The following is a 14,241-nucleotide window of genomic DNA, read 5'->3' on the forward strand; positions in this document are numbered from 1 at the left end:
GCATCCTGGTCCTCGGAGATGCCCCGACCACGCCCCTCGCGGCAGGCGCGCTCAGGTCGCCGCTTCCGGCTTCATCCAGAACGGCGAGTAGTGGTAGCCGTCGGGGTCGTCGAACTGGCGCTGGTACATGAACGGGTAGTCGTCGATGTCGCCGATCCGACCTCCCGCAGCGCGAGCACGCTCGACGAGTTCATCGACGGCCTCGCGACTGTCGAGATCGAACGACACCGTGATCTTCGAGGGCGTGTCAGGCCCTCCGATGAGATCCTCGGTTCCGCCGACACGCGCGTACATCTCTCGGCTGCCGAGCATGACGTACTGGTCGGGAGCGATCACGAAACACGACACATCGTCGTTCGACATCTCGGCGTTCAGGCTCCACCCGAGAGCTGCGTAGAACGCGGTCGCACGCTCGACGTCTTCGACGGGGCAGGTGAGGAAGAGGCTCATGGCGCACACCCTCGCAAAGGGCGGACGATCACGTCAAGTGTGGGCCCGCAGCAGCCGCTCCCACGTCGCGGGATCATCGAGGGCGGTCAGCAGCTCGTCGGTGCGGGGCTGGGGCGCCTCGATCTGCGCGAGCAACAGCGCGTTGCCGGTGCGCCTCACCGCGGCGAGGGTGCGAGGGCGGTCGTGGTGATAGACGCCGGATGTCGCGCGCAACGCCGCGTCGGCCCCGCGCAGTTGTACCTCGCGCCGCAGATCGAGCAGCACGATCATGTCCTGCACGTGCGCGGGGAGCCCCGCGAACTCGGCCGATCTCGGGAAGCGGTCGGGCTGCGACGGCCGCGCCACCCAGAGGAAGCCGAGCAGCTCGTCGGGCGGAAGCCCTCGAACGGTCGACTCGGCGATCCTGAACTCGTCACCGAGCGCGGCGCGGGCATGGACATCGGCGCGGCCGTCGGGGGCCATGCGGACAGCGGCCCTGCCGAGCAGCTGCTGCACGCGCACGGCTCGATCAGAGAGGCGAGCCGCGCCTGCATCCGACTCCTGCTGACGATTGCGCGAGCGCATCCAGACGGAGCCGACGGCGATGGCCGCCGGAACGACGACGCACAGGATCGCGAAGGCGACGAGCACCGCGCGCACGGCACCGCCGGCCGACGAGTCGGCGGAGAGGAACACGATCGCGACGATGCCGAGGACGGTCGCCGCGGCCCCCAGGACGGACCTCGAGGCGCGGCGCACCGGCCGCCCGCGCGGCGCCTCCGGCACGCGATCAGCCCTCCGAAGTGAACGACCAGAGGTTGTCAATGCCACCCGCGGTCGCCACCACAGCGACATCCTGATGGACATCGGCGCGGTCGAACAGCTGCGTCGCGCACGCGCTCACCCCGAAACGCTCCTGGAACCACAGCGACAGGGCCTGCTGCTGCGAGATGCGCCAGGCGAAGAAGCTCGCCTGCTTGTTGTTGCGCGCCTTCCAGGTGATCTTCTCGTCGGCTCGCGTGAGTTCGACGGGGAGCGCCGTCTGGATCGCCACCTCGATGGCGTCGAGATCGGGCGTCACGCGCGCGGGGTCCCAGTAGGTGCGGATGACGAACCCGGTGCCCTTCCCGCCGGGCGCGTGGAAGCCCCGGTAGACGCCGACATAGCGGGCGTCGGCCTGGTTCCAGATGTCGAGCGCGGTCTTCGCCGACTTCTTGACGCCGAAGACACCGCCTTCGTCGGTGAGCGCGAGGAACGCCTCCGGCGTCGTCAGGGATGCGGCGAGGGCAGCGTGATCGGGCATGGGTGTTTCTCCGTTCGGGCGCGGAATGTTCGCTGTGGGGCACAGCATAGGGAGAACAGAAGTTGCTCCCCGGACGTCATCCACAGGCCGGATACATCGCCCGCCGTCAGAGCGACTTCGGCAGCGCGACGATGCGCGTGAGACCGACGTCGCGGAGAGCGAGGGATGCGGGCAGGGTCAGAGCGTCGATCACTGTTCCTCCTCCTCGATGGTCGAGTGCGCGAAGTGTGCGATCTTCTCGTCCATCACCGCGATCGCGCGGGCGAGTACCTGCCGGCGCTCCTCCAGGGCCGCTCGACGCTCGCGCAGGAAGCCGACGGGATCGGGCGAGGCGTGCGGGCCGTGCAGCAGATCGGCGAAGGTGCGCAGTTCATCGATGCCGAGCCCGGCATCCTTCATGCAGGTCACGACGTGGATCCAGGCGATGTCCTTCTCGCTGAAGACCCGGTGGTTCCGGTGGTCGCGGGCGAACGGCCCGATGATGCTCTCGTCCTCGTAATAGCGGAGCGTGTCCGCGGTGAGGCCCGTCGCAGCGGTGGCCTCGCCCATCGTGAACGTCGGGATCATTCGGGCTGCCTTCCGTCGAGTTCGTCACGATCGTCGGCCTGCAAGTGCAGTTGCAGGGCATCCATCGCCTCATCCAACTGAGCGAGATCCGACACCCCGACGATCGGGGTCACCACGGGTGATCCCTCGAGCAACCATGACAGCACGACCTGGTTCCGCGTCGCATCCCACCGACGAGCGACCCGGTCCAGTGCTGCCAGACGACGCTCCGTATCGGGATGCCGGTACGCCTCCTGCAACCGCTCCGGTCGGGCGAAGGCCCCACCGAGCAACGTCGTGTACGCCCACATCCCGAGCCCCTCGGATGCGACGTAGTCGATCGCCTCGGGCGATGCGATGACGTGTCCCCACTCCGGAAGCGGCGCGAACGGGACCGGCTGGAGGTAGCTGTGCCGCAGCTGCACGAAGCGGAAGGGCTCGACGTCCCGCGCCCGCGCCGTGGCGCGCGCTCTCTCGACGCGCCACGTCGCATGATTGGACGCGCCCAGCCGCCCGACCCCCCCGTCTGCGACGAGGGCTCCGAAGGCCTCGACCTGATCCTCGAGCGGCACCGTGCGGTCTTCGACGTGCGCCCACAGCAGGTCGATCGTCTCGACGCCGAGCCGCTCCAGCGATCCCGCCACCGCCTCGGCGATGGCGCTGGGGGCCAGCCCCTCCAGGGATGCGGCACCGGCACCGGCCTGAGTCGGGTTCGCGCCGACCTTGGTCGAGATCGACACGTCATCTCGCACACCCGGATGACGACGGAGCCATTCCCCGAGCACCGTCTCGCTCGCCCCGCCCCGGCCGGACGGTGATGCCCAGAACGCGTAGTTGTCGGATGTGTCGAGCCAGCGTCCGCCGCGTGAGACGAAACGATCGAGCAGCGCGAACGACGTCTTCTCCGAGAGCCGAGTACCGAACCACATCGCGCCCAGGGCGAATCCGTTGCCATTGAGAGTGTCCATGAACACGCAGCGAACCACCTGGAGTGCGCTCCAGGTCAAATCGGGCTCTGCGACGCGAAGCCGGCGACTCCCGACCTCACGCCGGATCCGGGACGATCGTGTCCCGCGTGACGGGCTTTGCCGCATCGCGCGATCTGCGTCATGATGCCGTCATGCGCGCCTCCCGCCCCCTCCTCGGCGTATGGCTCGCCCTCGTGACGGTGGTCGCGGCCGGATGCGCCACTTCGGCCGGCAATCCGGCGAGCGCCGACGCGATCGCCGAGCGGGTCGGCGAGGTCGGCATCTCGGCCGACCTCGTCTTCACTACCGCGGTGCCGGGCTACACCCTGGCTCCCCAGTCGGTCGGCGTGTCGAACGACGACGGCATGTCGGCGACCTGGATCCGCGACGGGTCGGGCGCCCTGATCTCTTTGCGCACGCAGCGAGGCGATATGACCGCCGAGACCTGCGCGGCGCTGCCGATGTGGGACGATCCCGAGACTCCCGTCACCTGCACCGAGCAGGACGGGATCTGGCACCGAGAGCGCAACGGCACTCACGAGGACATCGTCGTGCGCGCCGGCGCGACGGTGCGCATCATCGGGTCGGCCGGGGCCACAGCGGACGAGATCGACGCGGCCGCGAAGGCGGTTCACGTGCCCTCGTCGACGGAGCTCGACCACATGTTCTCCGACACCCCGAGAACGCCGCCGACCCCCGTGGAGCGCGGCGATCTGCCCGAGAACGGCGACGGCGCCCCCATCCAGCCGTCCGGCCCGGGCGGCTGACACGCGCTCAACGGAGGTCGGTGGCGGTGCCCTGAAACCCTCGACTAGTTCAGGAGGGCGTTGTAGGCGAGGCCGAAGATCGGCACGTAGAGGAGCGCGACGAGCACCGTGTGGGTGGCGACGAACGCCACCCCCTCCAGGGCACGGCCGCGGGCGGCGAAGTGGTCACGGAGCTTGCGAATGAGGGCGGCGGGGTGGCGAACGTCCCAGCTGTTCAGGCGCAGGTACCGCCCGAGGTAGACGCCGAGTGAGCCGAGCAGTATCGCGATTGCGGCGAACGTCCAACTCCATGCGGGCGGTCCGGAACCGGCCGCGGGATCCGCGATGACGACGATGAGGCCGAAGTGGATCAGAGCGAGGCTGAGCACCGCGTTGGCGAGCCCCGAACCGGTGAGCGTGAGAGTGTGCACGATGTCGTACCAGAGCGGGACGGGGGTGTGCTCACGGCGATGGCTGAAGTTGAGCTCGGTGATGAGGTAGATGGAGTTCGGGAAGAACACCAACCACGCCAATGTGGCGATGCCGAGGTAGACCCAGACGGCGACGACCGGCGCCGATGCCGAGAGGGCTCCGAGGCTGAGCGCGGCGGGTGCCACGAGGATGAACCCGACGAGCCCGACGAACGCGAGAGCCACGGGCGCCAGCGACAGCCCGATGTTGACCAGCATCGGCCGGTACAGCGGCACCGTGTACACCTTCGCACGGAGCACGATCAGCACCGCTGCGTAGGCATTGAGCAGGACCACGCACGCCAGTGCAGTGAGGATCGCGTTCATCGCTCCTGATCCTTCACCGAGTGCGGGGCTTTCTGGGCCATGGCGCGATCCTATGGGCAGGCTCGTTTGCCCTCCGGATCGCGGCACCCGGAAATGCGAAAACCCCCGATTCCTCGGGGGTTTTCATGGCGGTGACGGTGGGATTTGAACCCATCTTCACCACCAGCCATTCCGGGGCGACTATCCGTTCTCCGCGATTTTCCGCGGAGCTAGCTCACATCTACTCACATCGCCTCACTGGCTCTCGCAGGCATTCCGTTACTGCTGTGTTACCGCTGGAGCGCCAGAGACCTTTGGACGTCAAGCGCGGAGGCCACTTCATCCAGGTCATCCTCGAACAGGTCCGCGTAGGTGTCGAGGGTCATCGCAGCGCTGGCGTGGCCAAGCATGCGCTGCACGGCTTTCACGTTGGCGCCGGCGCTGATCGCGAGAGACGCTGCCGTGTGTCTAAGGTCGTGTGGAGTGACTCGAGGCATCTCACCGGGCGCGCGTTCACCCCGCCCCCGCGCCTCTTCGGCCAAGGCAGCGTCAGCCGCTCGCGCTCTCTTGGATGCACCCGCGAACCACCCAGATACAGCGTTGCCGGGCGCGAGATAGCCTCCCGCTTCCGAAGGCCACACCAGCTCTCCCGACCGCTTGCCTCTCGTAGCTCGAGCAAGAGCGCCGTCGAGAAACGACGGATAGACGACGGATCGCCGCTCATGCGGCTTCGGGGTGCCGACAACGACATGACCGTTCACGAAGACAGCGTTGACCTCAATGTTCAAACGGCGCTTCCTGAGGTCAACGTGCTCTACCTGGAGTCCGATCGCCTCACCCCACCGAAGCCCCGTGTAAGCAAGAAACCTGACGAAGTCCGGATACATCGATTCTTCAGCTAGACATTCCACCTGCCTATGAGACAGGTACGGGCGCGCGCGCAGCTTCTTCCGCGGCGTCTTGACGTCGCGAGCGGGGTTGGACTGGATACGTCGGTCACGGACGGCGCCGTCCAGGATCGCGGCAAGCACGCCGTAGCACCGTTTCACGGTGGTCGCGGACTTATGCCGGCTCAGTTCAGCCACCCACGTCGCCACCTCCGTGTGCCGAATGGAGCCGATCTTGCGGTTCCCCCACGCGGGTTCGACGTGAACACGCCACGCACTCTCGTCACTGTGGAAGGTGGACGGCTTGACCGCCGCTCGATGAGTGATCAGCCACTCGCCCCCAAGGGCGCCGACCGTGATCTGAGCGTCGCCTGGCGCGATATATGAACCCTGCAGCTTGGAAGACTCGACGGTAGTGAGGTAGGCCTCCGCATCACGCTTCCGCATGAAACCGCCCTTACGGGCCGTCTTCCCGTCGGGCTTGCGGTAACGCGCCTCCCACCGCTTCCCGGCCTGGGTCTCGTAGGCATAGGCGCTGCCCATCTGGCTCCTCCGTGGGTGGGTTCGGATGCGTGTAAATGTGAGCCTAGGGCGCAGGAGAGGTTGCACCTGACCAGCCGCAGGGGTCATCGCGCCAGCGGATAGCCAGTTCTGTTCGTAAACGAGCGGAAACGTGTGCTAGCGTCTTCCTTTCAACTCAATAAATGGCCCGAAGATCAATTAGGCATAAAGGGCAAGTACGAGGAAAAGCACTTCAAAGGTCGAGCCCCGAGGGGAAGTACTTCCGCGAAGTCCGAGTACGCGATAGAGACGGCGCGACGAGCGCCACCGACACCAGACGGCCGGCTACACGACCAGGTGGACGGGTCTCTTGGAAGCAAAGCTGCTCCAAGGGATCACTATGTCTACATCCATTCTCGAGGCCTCTCCGGCTCCTCTCCTCGCCACGCTCATCTCCCCGGCAACACTCGCCGAAGCACTCGGTACGACCGAACGCACTCTCAGCGAATGGCGCATCCGCGGCACCGGGCCGGCGTATCTGCGTGTCGGTCGCTCCGTGAGGTATCGCCCCGAAAGCGTCGACACGTGGCTGCTCGCGCAGGAACACCTGAGCACCGCGGAAGAGCTGTGCGCATGAGCCCCGCCGAAGAGACCCCTGTACCGCGTGTACCGGCGATGACGCCGGTACATACTTTGGGAACTTCGGCACCCCTCTCCGACGTGGGCCGGAGTGGGCACATCGGCCAGATCTATGCTCCTGATCTGGCATTCTCCGCGCACGCAGAGAGGCATCTCTACGTGTCCGGAGTGGGCTCCGACTGGGCGTCGGTGGGCTTCGCTGGGCTCAGAACCTCCTACGTTGCGCCTTTGCGGCAAACCCCCGCCACCGCACTCACTCGCGCGGCGCCGGTTCGGGCGCGGATGTGGAAGTTCTCTCTTCCCCGCCGGCACCCGGAGACTGGGCACCTGTTCGCAGACCTAAACCACCTGCGCGCCGGTCTCCAGCGCAAGTCGATCGATCGCTGCATGTGGCTCATCCATGACCGCGATGAAGGTTCAGCGCCCCACATCCAAGGCGTTCTTCGGATGAGCCATTCGAGGATGCGCGAGCAGCTCTCGACGCTCCTGGGGATACCACTGCCGTCCATAAACCCCCTGTTGGACAGGTCTGGACAGGTCGGGACAGATGATCGATCACTATTTCGGCCATGTCTCGACGGCTCCGGCAATCTCTGTCGATCAGATCAAGCTCAGTGTGTACCGCGGCAAGATGACCCCTCGAGAGGTCGGAGAAACCTATCCAAGGGTCTTTATCCGAAACCATGCAGCCCTCGACAGGCTCGCTGTCAAGGGCGAATCGCAGCGCCGGCGGGACGCATATCTGCGTGAAAAGGCACGGGACGAGGCTCAACCCTCAGGAGAGTGAGCCCTCCCCATCCACCACAGCAGCTCGACGGCTTATCTCCGCGCCCCGCGAGTCGGACTACCCCTACATCAAGAAACCCTAGGAGACCTCATGAGAAGGACACAAAGTCAGCTCCGTGCGGCACAGATTGCCAAGCTGCTCGCTGAAGAGGAAGCCCACAGGCGCAGCGTGAACGACGCGATGAAAGTCGCGGCATTCGCACGCTGCAACGCCGTTGAAGAACTGTACGAGCTCCTCGAGATCAAGGCCGAACGGCCAATCCTCCGGGCCGGCAAGAACGGGCAGCGCGAAGTCGCCTCCGACAGGGATGAGAGCAAGAGATGCGCACGCCTCATTGAGCGCGTGGCCGACCTGCTCACAGCCTGTTCGCCCGCGAAGTCCATGGAGACGACACCTGGTTCCGCGCAGATTATCGGAGGCCTGCACACCGAACGAACGTGGGCGACCGAGCAGCCATTCGTGGACCCAGCCCCGCTCCCATTGGAGGGAAGTCGACCGACGTCCTGAGCGACGACCTTTCTACGACCCTCGCGCTCGGGCCGCGCACAGAGGAACCCTCCTCCGCATCACCGCGATGCAGAGGAGGGTTCCTCTGTTTCCGGAAGGGGGTCCCGCCCTCGGCGGGGGAAGGCGGGGGCGCCTCCGGGTGTCGGGCTGGAAGCCTGACCGAGCCGTATCCGAAGACGTGAGCGGAGCGATATGTCTGACGGATAAACTGCTCGCCGTTCTTTGTGTAGTCTGGGACCACCCTCGCGGAGCGGGGAAGCAGAGGCCCGGACTGCACAAAGAACCGAGCGAAGGGGACGGCCTGATGACGAGGACCGACGAGGCGAGCGAAGCGAAGCCCCGTCGTCCGAGGAAGAAGGCCGTCAACTTCGCGAAGCGCCGCACATTGAGATTCAGTGACGACGAGGAACGAGCCGTCGAAGACGTGCGGCGAGCTTTAGCCGCGTCCTCCGGTCGCGACCTCGAAGAGGTCACCTTCTCCGAAGCACTTCGTCTACTTATCACCGACAAAGAAGACGCAGCACAGGTCGAAGCCAGAGCGCTCGCGATCGAACGCCGCAGCCCGGAGTCAATGACCTGGGGCCTGGCGGATATCTCCGACAGACTCGGCTACGAGCTCGGGCCGATCCGCAATCACATCGCGCACATCGGCGGCAATCTGAACCAGATCGCGAAGCGGGTCAACACGGGAGATCCCGTGACAGCCGCAGAGTTGACTCGTGCGCTTCATGCAGTCGCCGAACTTCGCCAAGTCCCAGACGATATTGAACGCCGCATCGCGCGGCTCGTCGACCGAGGACTCCCACCCCGCGGAGATGCCTGATCATGGCAGTCGTGGTAGCCAGCTCCACCCGTTCGGCGGACGCCCTCATCAACTACGCCCTCGAGGACAAGCCGGACCAGAAGCTCGAACGATACGTTATGGCGTCCGGGGTCGGCGGCCTGCTCGTCTCCGTCGCGAAACAGCAGATGCGTGACGTTCGCAAGCGGTGGGGAAAGGACAAGCCTGGCGCGTTCGTGCAGGCGTACCACGTCGTCCAATCATTCGCCACGGACGAACTCGACCCGGACGATCCTGACGCCTGGATGACCGCGCAACGACTCGGCAGCGCCCTTGCCGAACAGCGGTTCCCCGGCCGGCAGGCTCTCATCGTGACCCAGCGCGACGGTGCCACAGGATGCGTACACAACCATCTCGTCATCAACTCCATCGACACCAAGACGGGCCGCAGCCTCGACAGCAGCCTGATCACGCATGCACGGCTTGTCGAAGCACACGAGCAGGTACTTGCAGAGAACGGGTTCGAACAGCGGGCAGACCTGAAACAGGCGTTCAGCGACGCGACGGAACGCCGCGAGCGTGGCGAACCCAGCTCCCTCCGCACCGCGCGTTCAAGGGCCAACCACGAACTACGCGAGTTCCAACGCCACATCATCTGGGAGACCGAATGCGATATCGCAGATGACCTCGGCCTCCCCCGCAACAAGGAGCCCTTCAGCCTCGACCTCCTGAAACACCGCATCGATGTGACGCTCACTGATCCGGAAAGCGTCGATTGGGACAGCTTCGTCACGGTCGGACGTTCACATGGCGTGCAGATCGAGCAACGCGGGAGAGGCGGTCGGGGGATCTCCTACGGGCTGCTGCGAGAAGAACCCAACGGGACTCTCGCGGAGCCAACCGCATCCGATCGACGACGCGGCACGACTCTCGGGACCGCCTTCGAGATGGACGCCGTTGAGCAAGCGCTCGCGCGGAATCTCAGAGCCCATCAGTCTGCCCCCGCGATACTCGCGTCTCCCCCGACGCCTGCCTATAGCGAGGCTGACACCTACACGCCGGCGCCCGCGAGTACGGCAATGGATGGTGGCGAGGACGCTGCGACGACCGAACCCCCCTTCACGGATGCCAGACCACCAGGAACAACCAGCCTGGCGGAGCTTCGCGCGCAGCAGTCGGATATCGAAGCGGAAGACGCGACCGCCCGTACGGCAGCCGACCATGTGGATGGCCGCCGGGACGACGGCCCGCATCTTCCCGTCGAGCCAGCAGAGCCAGCTGCCCGCCGAGCCAAGAAGCTGCCACTACACGTTCGATTCCCCGAGCTCGCGCGTGTCACGGACGTTGACAATCTTCCGGAAGCCGAGCGCAGCCTCGATTGAGGCCCGCACGTGGACACGTGCCGGTCACAGCACGGCCAGAGACCGGCCAGCTCTCGCCCCCGCAGGGCCCCGGCCACACGTTGACCCCGGTCTGCCCACAGGATGGTCAGCAGCGGGCCAGTAGCGGCCCAAGCAACGCCGGCCGAGGGCAGTGCGTGGGCCGACTGTGACCCGTTTCCGGCCACTTTGTGCCCGGTCACCTCGACGGCGATAGTCACAGGACTCCGGACTCCATACAGCGCGCCAGGCCCAATTCACGATTTCGCGCGCAGCAATCGCCTCAGTAATGCTGCGTGATACTTGTGCGCATGCGAACAATCTCGTGCCACGAGAGAGCAGATGTGCGACGCGAGTCTGCGAATCTTCTATGAGAAGACATGTGAAGATAAATACGCTTTCTGCTCGTATATGAGCACTAATTCGGTGCATGCTCTCTTTGGCGACTCTCGCCTGCCGAGAACACCTCTTGTCGCCCCACTACGGTGTAGCGAATGGACGACAGAGACCTCGACCCAGTGGCCCATGAACCCGCGCCACGGACACCAATCCAGAATCTCGCTGACGCGATCAGTCAGCTGACTGACGATCCGGAATGGATGATCGCTGCTCTGACCGAGAAATTGCGATCCATGCGTGCGCCTGCTCCGCCGACAGAGGCCGAGGTCCAGTTCCTACTCAGCTCAAGCGCCTTGACCCCAGCAGAGATTTCGCGGATCAGTGACCGCGTTGCGCGGTACATCCTGGTGCTCGAAGGCGCCGACAGCTTCCTCTCCGCACTTCATGTCACTTGGTCTCTCGAGCAAGTGTCAAGCTACCTGGGAAAACCCCACGCCGACATCCTGGCTGCCGTCGACCAGCGAAGGCTCTACGCCGTAAAGATCGCGCAGCGGATGCGCTTCCCGGTGTTTCAGTTCGCGATCGGCCATCCTGAGCCGCTCATGCCACACCTTCCTGAGGTCATCGAGGCTGCCGGCGAAACAACGAACTGGGCCAGCGTCGTCGCCTTTATGGAGACACGGCGTGCAGAGCTGGTTGCCGTCGCCGCTCAGACGCCACGCGCCTGGCTGCTCGACGGGGGCAGGTTCGACGAGGTCGAACAACTCCTCAACGCAACACACCGGCACTAGGTCTAATCGAGATATGCCCGCAGAGCGAAGCAACTTCTGCGGCAGCGCGGTAGCGATGTTCGTAGCCCAAGTAGTCGCCTACGCCGAGATCGAAGCCGCCGTTAGCGGCGGGTCGGACCCGCGTCCACATCTGTGAGATGACCACACGAGGCGCTCCCCGAAGTGCGAAGGTCCCAGTAGACATGCGCGTAGCAGGCTGCGCCGATGAGGCGCATGTCATTTCGGCTCTCGAGGGCTCAGTGCCTCTGCGGCCCCCGAAGTGAGCCCCCGTGCTGCCGACGAACAGTTGTCGAGAGGTGAAGAGATGAAGGTACTCGAGAGCGCCGAGACGATGGATGTTCCCGACGAGAAGGTCTGGGCTGTCGGAGACCTGCACGGAAACGTGAACTGGATCCAAGCGCTGTTTCCGGCGATGCGTCGATTCGATCCCACCCTCCGCACAGTCCTTCAACTAGGCGACTACGGCTTCGAGCACTCGCGCGCGGGAAATCATGCCGTGGACTACTGGGCCAAGAAGGTAGGGATCAAGCGGGTGCTTGTCACGCTTGGCAACCACGAGGCATGGGGCGAGATCACCCCGGCGCAGGAGGACCATCCTGGTCAGGCGATACGGGTGAGCGAAGTGGTCTGGTTCCTGCCCCGTCCGTTCAGGTTCACGATCGCCGGTCGAACCGTGCTCTCTCTCGGCGGCGCTTCGAGCGTCGACAAGAGTCGTCGGACTGACGGGAAGGACTGGTTCGAGGACGAACTCATCACGGAAGCGATGGTGCAGACGGCCGTCGTCGGCAAGCATGCCGACATTCTGTTGACGCACGAGTCCCCGCTTCGCGCCGTACCCGAGGTGCGAAGAGTTCTACGCACGAACCCGTTTGGATATCCCTCTGAGGCGCTGGCAACATCGGCGGCACAGCGGGCCTTGGTCCAGCGAGTGAGTGACGCCGTCCGGCCTGGACTACATCTGCACGGACACATGCATGTCTATGGCGACGCCCAGATCGCTAGCGGCCGCAGAGTCATTAGCCTCGCCCGGGACACCTTCGAGGAAAGCGCCGGCGTGCTCGATGCCCCAGCGCTGGCTTTCACACCGCTCCCGCACGCCTACATCCGCAATACGAAGCTTGGCTCGCCAAGGCGTATCTGACGTTGACTAGACACGATACGAGGCCGTTCAAGATCTTCAGGCTACGATTGCAGCACTCCCCCGGACGCTTCGGCTACCGGTTAGAAGGCCCCGCCCAGGCGGGGCCTTCGGATGTTCGCCGCCAGAACGAAAGTCAATGCAGCGGCTATAGCCCAATGTGCACTTCATCTGGGAACCAGCTCACCACAAGTGCCTCTGCCGTTCAGCGCGTTGAACGGGCGTCCTTGAACGCGTTGTCAACGAGCTTCTTCACAGCCGCGTCACGATGAGACAATCCACGATCCCCTTTGCTCAGAAAGCAGAGCGAGACGTACACGGAAAGGTCGTCCATCGCACCGCTTCGGATCAAGAGATGACGACTGCTATCCGCGCGATGGTTAGTCGTTTCCGTAATCGTAGTCATCGGCTTCGTAGTCGCGCTCGATAGTGAAAGCCGTGGGCACTTCCGCCTCCTCAAGAAACTCCACTCGGTCGAGAATCAAATGACAGTTCGGACAGCCGAAATAAACGGCATGAACACTGAGTGACTCCCTTGGAAGCGTGAACACATCGTCAGGATGCGGGTAGTCGACCACGACACCGCCGTAATCTTCCCCCTCGAGTGAACCCTCTTCGCCGCAGACTGGGCAAGCGGTCGTCGAGACATACGTAAGTTGCGCGGACGGGTCGAAGGGCTTGGTGAGCGCGTCTCGAAGCGCTGCAGGCGTCCCCGGGTTGTCCCGCTGGTCGAGCCTTTGCTGGGCACGCTCCAGTAGTGCTGCGACGTGCTCTTGAACGTGATCCTTGTGCTGGGCCAAGTAGCCCTCAACGCGCGTGAGGAGGGACCCGCCGACGAGGCTGTGCAGGTCCATATCGGTCGCCACGACGAGAATGCTCGCCTGGTTCCATAGCTTCCCCCACCACACATCCTCAGGATGCAGGGACCGTCCGGTGCCGCCACCATGCATGTACTCGTTACGAGACGAGCTGAACTGGGCCGCCTCCTTCCCAGAGAATGGGCGGAATGTCTTCTCCGCACGAGACCACAAGGCTTTTGCTTGAATCGTCTGAATATCGGCGCCGTCGTGCGCAACTACCCCGAGCGTGGCGAGGATGTGCTTCCCGTCGGCGTCAGGCGGGATAATCAGCAGAGGTGAGATGTGCGCGAGCGCAGCTTTGGCCAGGAATTCCAACGCGGTCGTCGCCCACAACGAACGCTCGTCGAAATCGCGGATCGTCTCATCGCTCAGTGAACGACGTGCGAAGACCTGTGCCTTCGACCACAGGTCTTCGAAAGTGGGAATCGCCATCAGTTGTCCCATCCGGTGATCAGTGCGACGCGTTGAACGCGTCGAGTCTGGGCATCTGCAGCGGAGGCTCTCGCATGCAAGACCCGGCGATTTGCGATCACTAGGACCGTACTGGGATCTGTCCAGTGGTGGGCGTGTGCGGAGTCTCTCAACGCGGCGAGTTCCGAGGCCGCCTGTCGGGCATCGTCGTCCATTGCCGTCATACACCCCGGGTCGTAACGCCAGCGCTCCCTCGCGTCGACGGCGGGTGCATAGAACCCAGAACGGCCGCCACCCACCTTGAACACGCCAACCCGTTGCGCGTCTGTGGGCTTCCCAGGATCGGAGATCAGTGTCGGCGTTGAGGACGGCTCGGCGGCAGCAAGCAGGACAATGTCCGGCATCGCTCGATGATGCGCACCATCAGTGTGTAAGGGCTGTGGGCCGGCACCG

The 14,241-nt window shown here is 64.7% G+C and carries 15 protein-coding genes; 7 read left to right on the top strand and 8 right to left on the bottom strand.

The genetic code is table 11. The features are described 5' to 3' along the window. Positions 1-51: 51 nt before the first annotated feature. The 5 genes from EHF32_RS10820 to EHF32_RS10840 all read right to left on the bottom strand — a co-directional run bounded on the left by EHF32_RS10820 (position 52) and on the right by EHF32_RS10840 (position 3,246). Complete coding sequence (locus EHF32_RS10820; RefSeq protein ID WP_137418185.1) at positions 52-450, bottom strand: VOC family protein; 399 nt, start codon at positions 448-450, stop codon at positions 52-54. A gap of 33 nt (positions 451-483) precedes the next feature. Further along, complete coding sequence (locus EHF32_RS10825; RefSeq protein ID WP_137418186.1) at positions 484-1,215, bottom strand: hypothetical protein; 732 nt, start codon at positions 1,213-1,215, stop codon at positions 484-486. 4 nt (positions 1,216-1,219) lie between these two features. Then, positions 1,220-1,732, bottom strand: coding sequence for a hypothetical protein (locus tag EHF32_RS10830; protein WP_137418187.1), 513 nt, complete (start codon positions 1,730-1,732; stop codon positions 1,220-1,222). A 189-nt stretch (positions 1,733-1,921) separates the two neighbouring features. Continuing rightward, positions 1,922-2,299: a MerR family transcriptional regulator gene (locus EHF32_RS10835; RefSeq protein WP_137418188.1), complete on the bottom strand. Its 378-nt coding sequence runs from the start codon at positions 2,297-2,299 to the stop codon at positions 1,922-1,924. Continuing rightward, positions 2,296-3,246 carry an aldo/keto reductase gene (locus EHF32_RS10840; RefSeq protein ID WP_137418189.1) on the bottom strand — a complete coding sequence of 317 codons (951 nt, stop codon included), beginning with the start codon at positions 3,244-3,246 and terminating at the stop codon, positions 2,296-2,298. Before EHF32_RS10840 ends, EHF32_RS10835 begins: the two co-directional genes overlap by 4 nt. A gap of 152 nt (positions 3,247-3,398) precedes the next feature. Between EHF32_RS10840 and EHF32_RS10845 the strand changes: the two genes are divergently transcribed. Beyond that, positions 3,399-4,013, top strand: coding sequence for a hypothetical protein (locus tag EHF32_RS10845; protein ID WP_137418190.1), 615 nt, complete (start codon positions 3,399-3,401; stop codon positions 4,011-4,013). A gap of 44 nt (positions 4,014-4,057) precedes the next feature. Here EHF32_RS10845 and EHF32_RS10850 read toward each other — a convergent pair whose 3' ends face one another. Together EHF32_RS10850 and EHF32_RS10855 are read right to left on the bottom strand one after the other, a co-directional pair. Next, a complete protein-coding gene (locus EHF32_RS10850; protein ID WP_137418191.1) occupies positions 4,058-4,789 on the bottom strand; it encodes a DUF1361 domain-containing protein in 732 nt (243 codons plus the stop codon). Positions 4,790-5,058: 269 nt separating this feature from the next. Beyond that, positions 5,059-6,198, bottom strand: coding sequence for a tyrosine-type recombinase/integrase (locus EHF32_RS10855; RefSeq protein WP_137418192.1), 1,140 nt, complete (start codon positions 6,196-6,198; stop codon positions 5,059-5,061). 358 nt (positions 6,199-6,556) lie between these two features. Between EHF32_RS10855 and EHF32_RS10860 the strand changes: the two genes are divergently transcribed. The 6 genes from EHF32_RS10860 (at position 6,557) to EHF32_RS10880 (ending at position 12,520) form a co-directional block, all read left to right on the top strand. Then, positions 6,557-6,793 carry a helix-turn-helix transcriptional regulator gene (locus tag EHF32_RS10860; protein ID WP_137418193.1) on the top strand — a complete coding sequence of 79 codons (237 nt, stop codon included), beginning with the start codon at positions 6,557-6,559 and terminating at the stop codon, positions 6,791-6,793. Positions 6,794-7,672: 879 nt separating this feature from the next. After that, the gene (locus EHF32_RS15780) at positions 7,673-8,089 is read left to right on the top strand and encodes a hypothetical protein (protein WP_161594095.1); all 417 of its coding nucleotides are present in this window, start codon (positions 7,673-7,675) and stop codon (positions 8,087-8,089) included. A 304-nt stretch (positions 8,090-8,393) separates the two neighbouring features. Further along, the gene (mobC, locus tag EHF32_RS15785) at positions 8,394-8,912 is read left to right on the top strand and encodes a plasmid mobilization relaxosome protein MobC (RefSeq protein ID WP_161594096.1); all 519 of its coding nucleotides are present in this window, start codon (positions 8,394-8,396) and stop codon (positions 8,910-8,912) included. Between the two features lie 2 nt (positions 8,913-8,914). Continuing rightward, the gene (locus EHF32_RS10870; protein WP_137418195.1) at positions 8,915-10,252 is read left to right on the top strand and encodes a relaxase/mobilization nuclease domain-containing protein; all 1,338 of its coding nucleotides are present in this window, start codon (positions 8,915-8,917) and stop codon (positions 10,250-10,252) included. Between the two features lie 491 nt (positions 10,253-10,743). Beyond that, the gene (locus EHF32_RS10875) at positions 10,744-11,379 is read left to right on the top strand and encodes a hypothetical protein (RefSeq protein WP_137418196.1); all 636 of its coding nucleotides are present in this window, start codon (positions 10,744-10,746) and stop codon (positions 11,377-11,379) included. 304 nt (positions 11,380-11,683) lie between these two features. Further along, complete coding sequence (locus EHF32_RS10880) at positions 11,684-12,520, top strand: metallophosphoesterase family protein (protein ID WP_137418197.1); 837 nt, start codon at positions 11,684-11,686, stop codon at positions 12,518-12,520. A gap of 377 nt (positions 12,521-12,897) precedes the next feature. Here the strand turns inward: EHF32_RS10880 and EHF32_RS10885 are convergent, their stop codons facing one another. Further along, positions 12,898-13,809 (bottom strand): hypothetical protein, encoded by a 912-nt coding sequence (locus EHF32_RS10885; protein ID WP_137418198.1) that lies wholly within the window; start codon positions 13,807-13,809, stop codon positions 12,898-12,900. Between the last annotated feature and the right edge of the window lie 432 nt (positions 13,810-14,241).

Source organism: Microbacterium sp. RG1 (assembly GCF_005347485.1).
Classification (GTDB): Bacteria; Actinomycetota; Actinomycetes; order Actinomycetales; family Microbacteriaceae; genus Microbacterium; species Microbacterium binotii_A.

What these genes read in the sequence shown, in the direction of transcription:
- EHF32_RS10820 (WP_137418185.1), bottom strand. Translation starts at nt 450, where the DNA reads ATGAGCCTCTTCCTCACCTGCCCCGTCGAAGACGTCGAGCGTGCGACC.
- EHF32_RS10830 (WP_137418187.1), bottom strand. Translation starts at nt 1,732, where the DNA reads ATGCCCGATCACGCTGCCCTCGCCGCATCCCTGACGACGCCGGAGGCG.
- EHF32_RS10835 (WP_137418188.1), bottom strand. Translation starts at nt 2,299, where the DNA reads ATGATCCCGACGTTCACGATGGGCGAGGCCACCGCTGCGACGGGCCTC.
- EHF32_RS10840 (WP_137418189.1), bottom strand. Translation starts at nt 3,246, where the DNA reads ATGGACACTCTCAATGGCAACGGATTCGCCCTGGGCGCGATGTGGTTC.
- EHF32_RS10845 (WP_137418190.1), top strand. Translation starts at nt 3,399, where the DNA reads ATGCGCGCCTCCCGCCCCCTCCTCGGCGTATGGCTCGCCCTCGTGACG.
- EHF32_RS10850 (WP_137418191.1), bottom strand. Translation starts at nt 4,789, where the DNA reads ATGAACGCGATCCTCACTGCACTGGCGTGCGTGGTCCTGCTCAATGCC.
- EHF32_RS10855 (WP_137418192.1), bottom strand. Translation starts at nt 6,198, where the DNA reads ATGGGCAGCGCCTATGCCTACGAGACCCAGGCCGGGAAGCGGTGGGAG.
- EHF32_RS10860 (WP_137418193.1), top strand. Translation starts at nt 6,557, where the DNA reads ATGTCTACATCCATTCTCGAGGCCTCTCCGGCTCCTCTCCTCGCCACG.
- EHF32_RS15780 (WP_161594095.1), top strand. Translation starts at nt 7,673, where the DNA reads ATGAGAAGGACACAAAGTCAGCTCCGTGCGGCACAGATTGCCAAGCTG.
- mobC (WP_161594096.1), top strand. Translation starts at nt 8,394, where the DNA reads ATGACGAGGACCGACGAGGCGAGCGAAGCGAAGCCCCGTCGTCCGAGG.
- EHF32_RS10870 (WP_137418195.1), top strand. Translation starts at nt 8,915, where the DNA reads ATGGCAGTCGTGGTAGCCAGCTCCACCCGTTCGGCGGACGCCCTCATC.
- EHF32_RS10875 (WP_137418196.1), top strand. Translation starts at nt 10,744, where the DNA reads ATGGACGACAGAGACCTCGACCCAGTGGCCCATGAACCCGCGCCACGG.
- EHF32_RS10880 (WP_137418197.1), top strand. Translation starts at nt 11,684, where the DNA reads ATGAAGGTACTCGAGAGCGCCGAGACGATGGATGTTCCCGACGAGAAG.
- EHF32_RS10885 (WP_137418198.1), bottom strand. Translation starts at nt 13,809, where the DNA reads ATGGCGATTCCCACTTTCGAAGACCTGTGGTCGAAGGCACAGGTCTTC.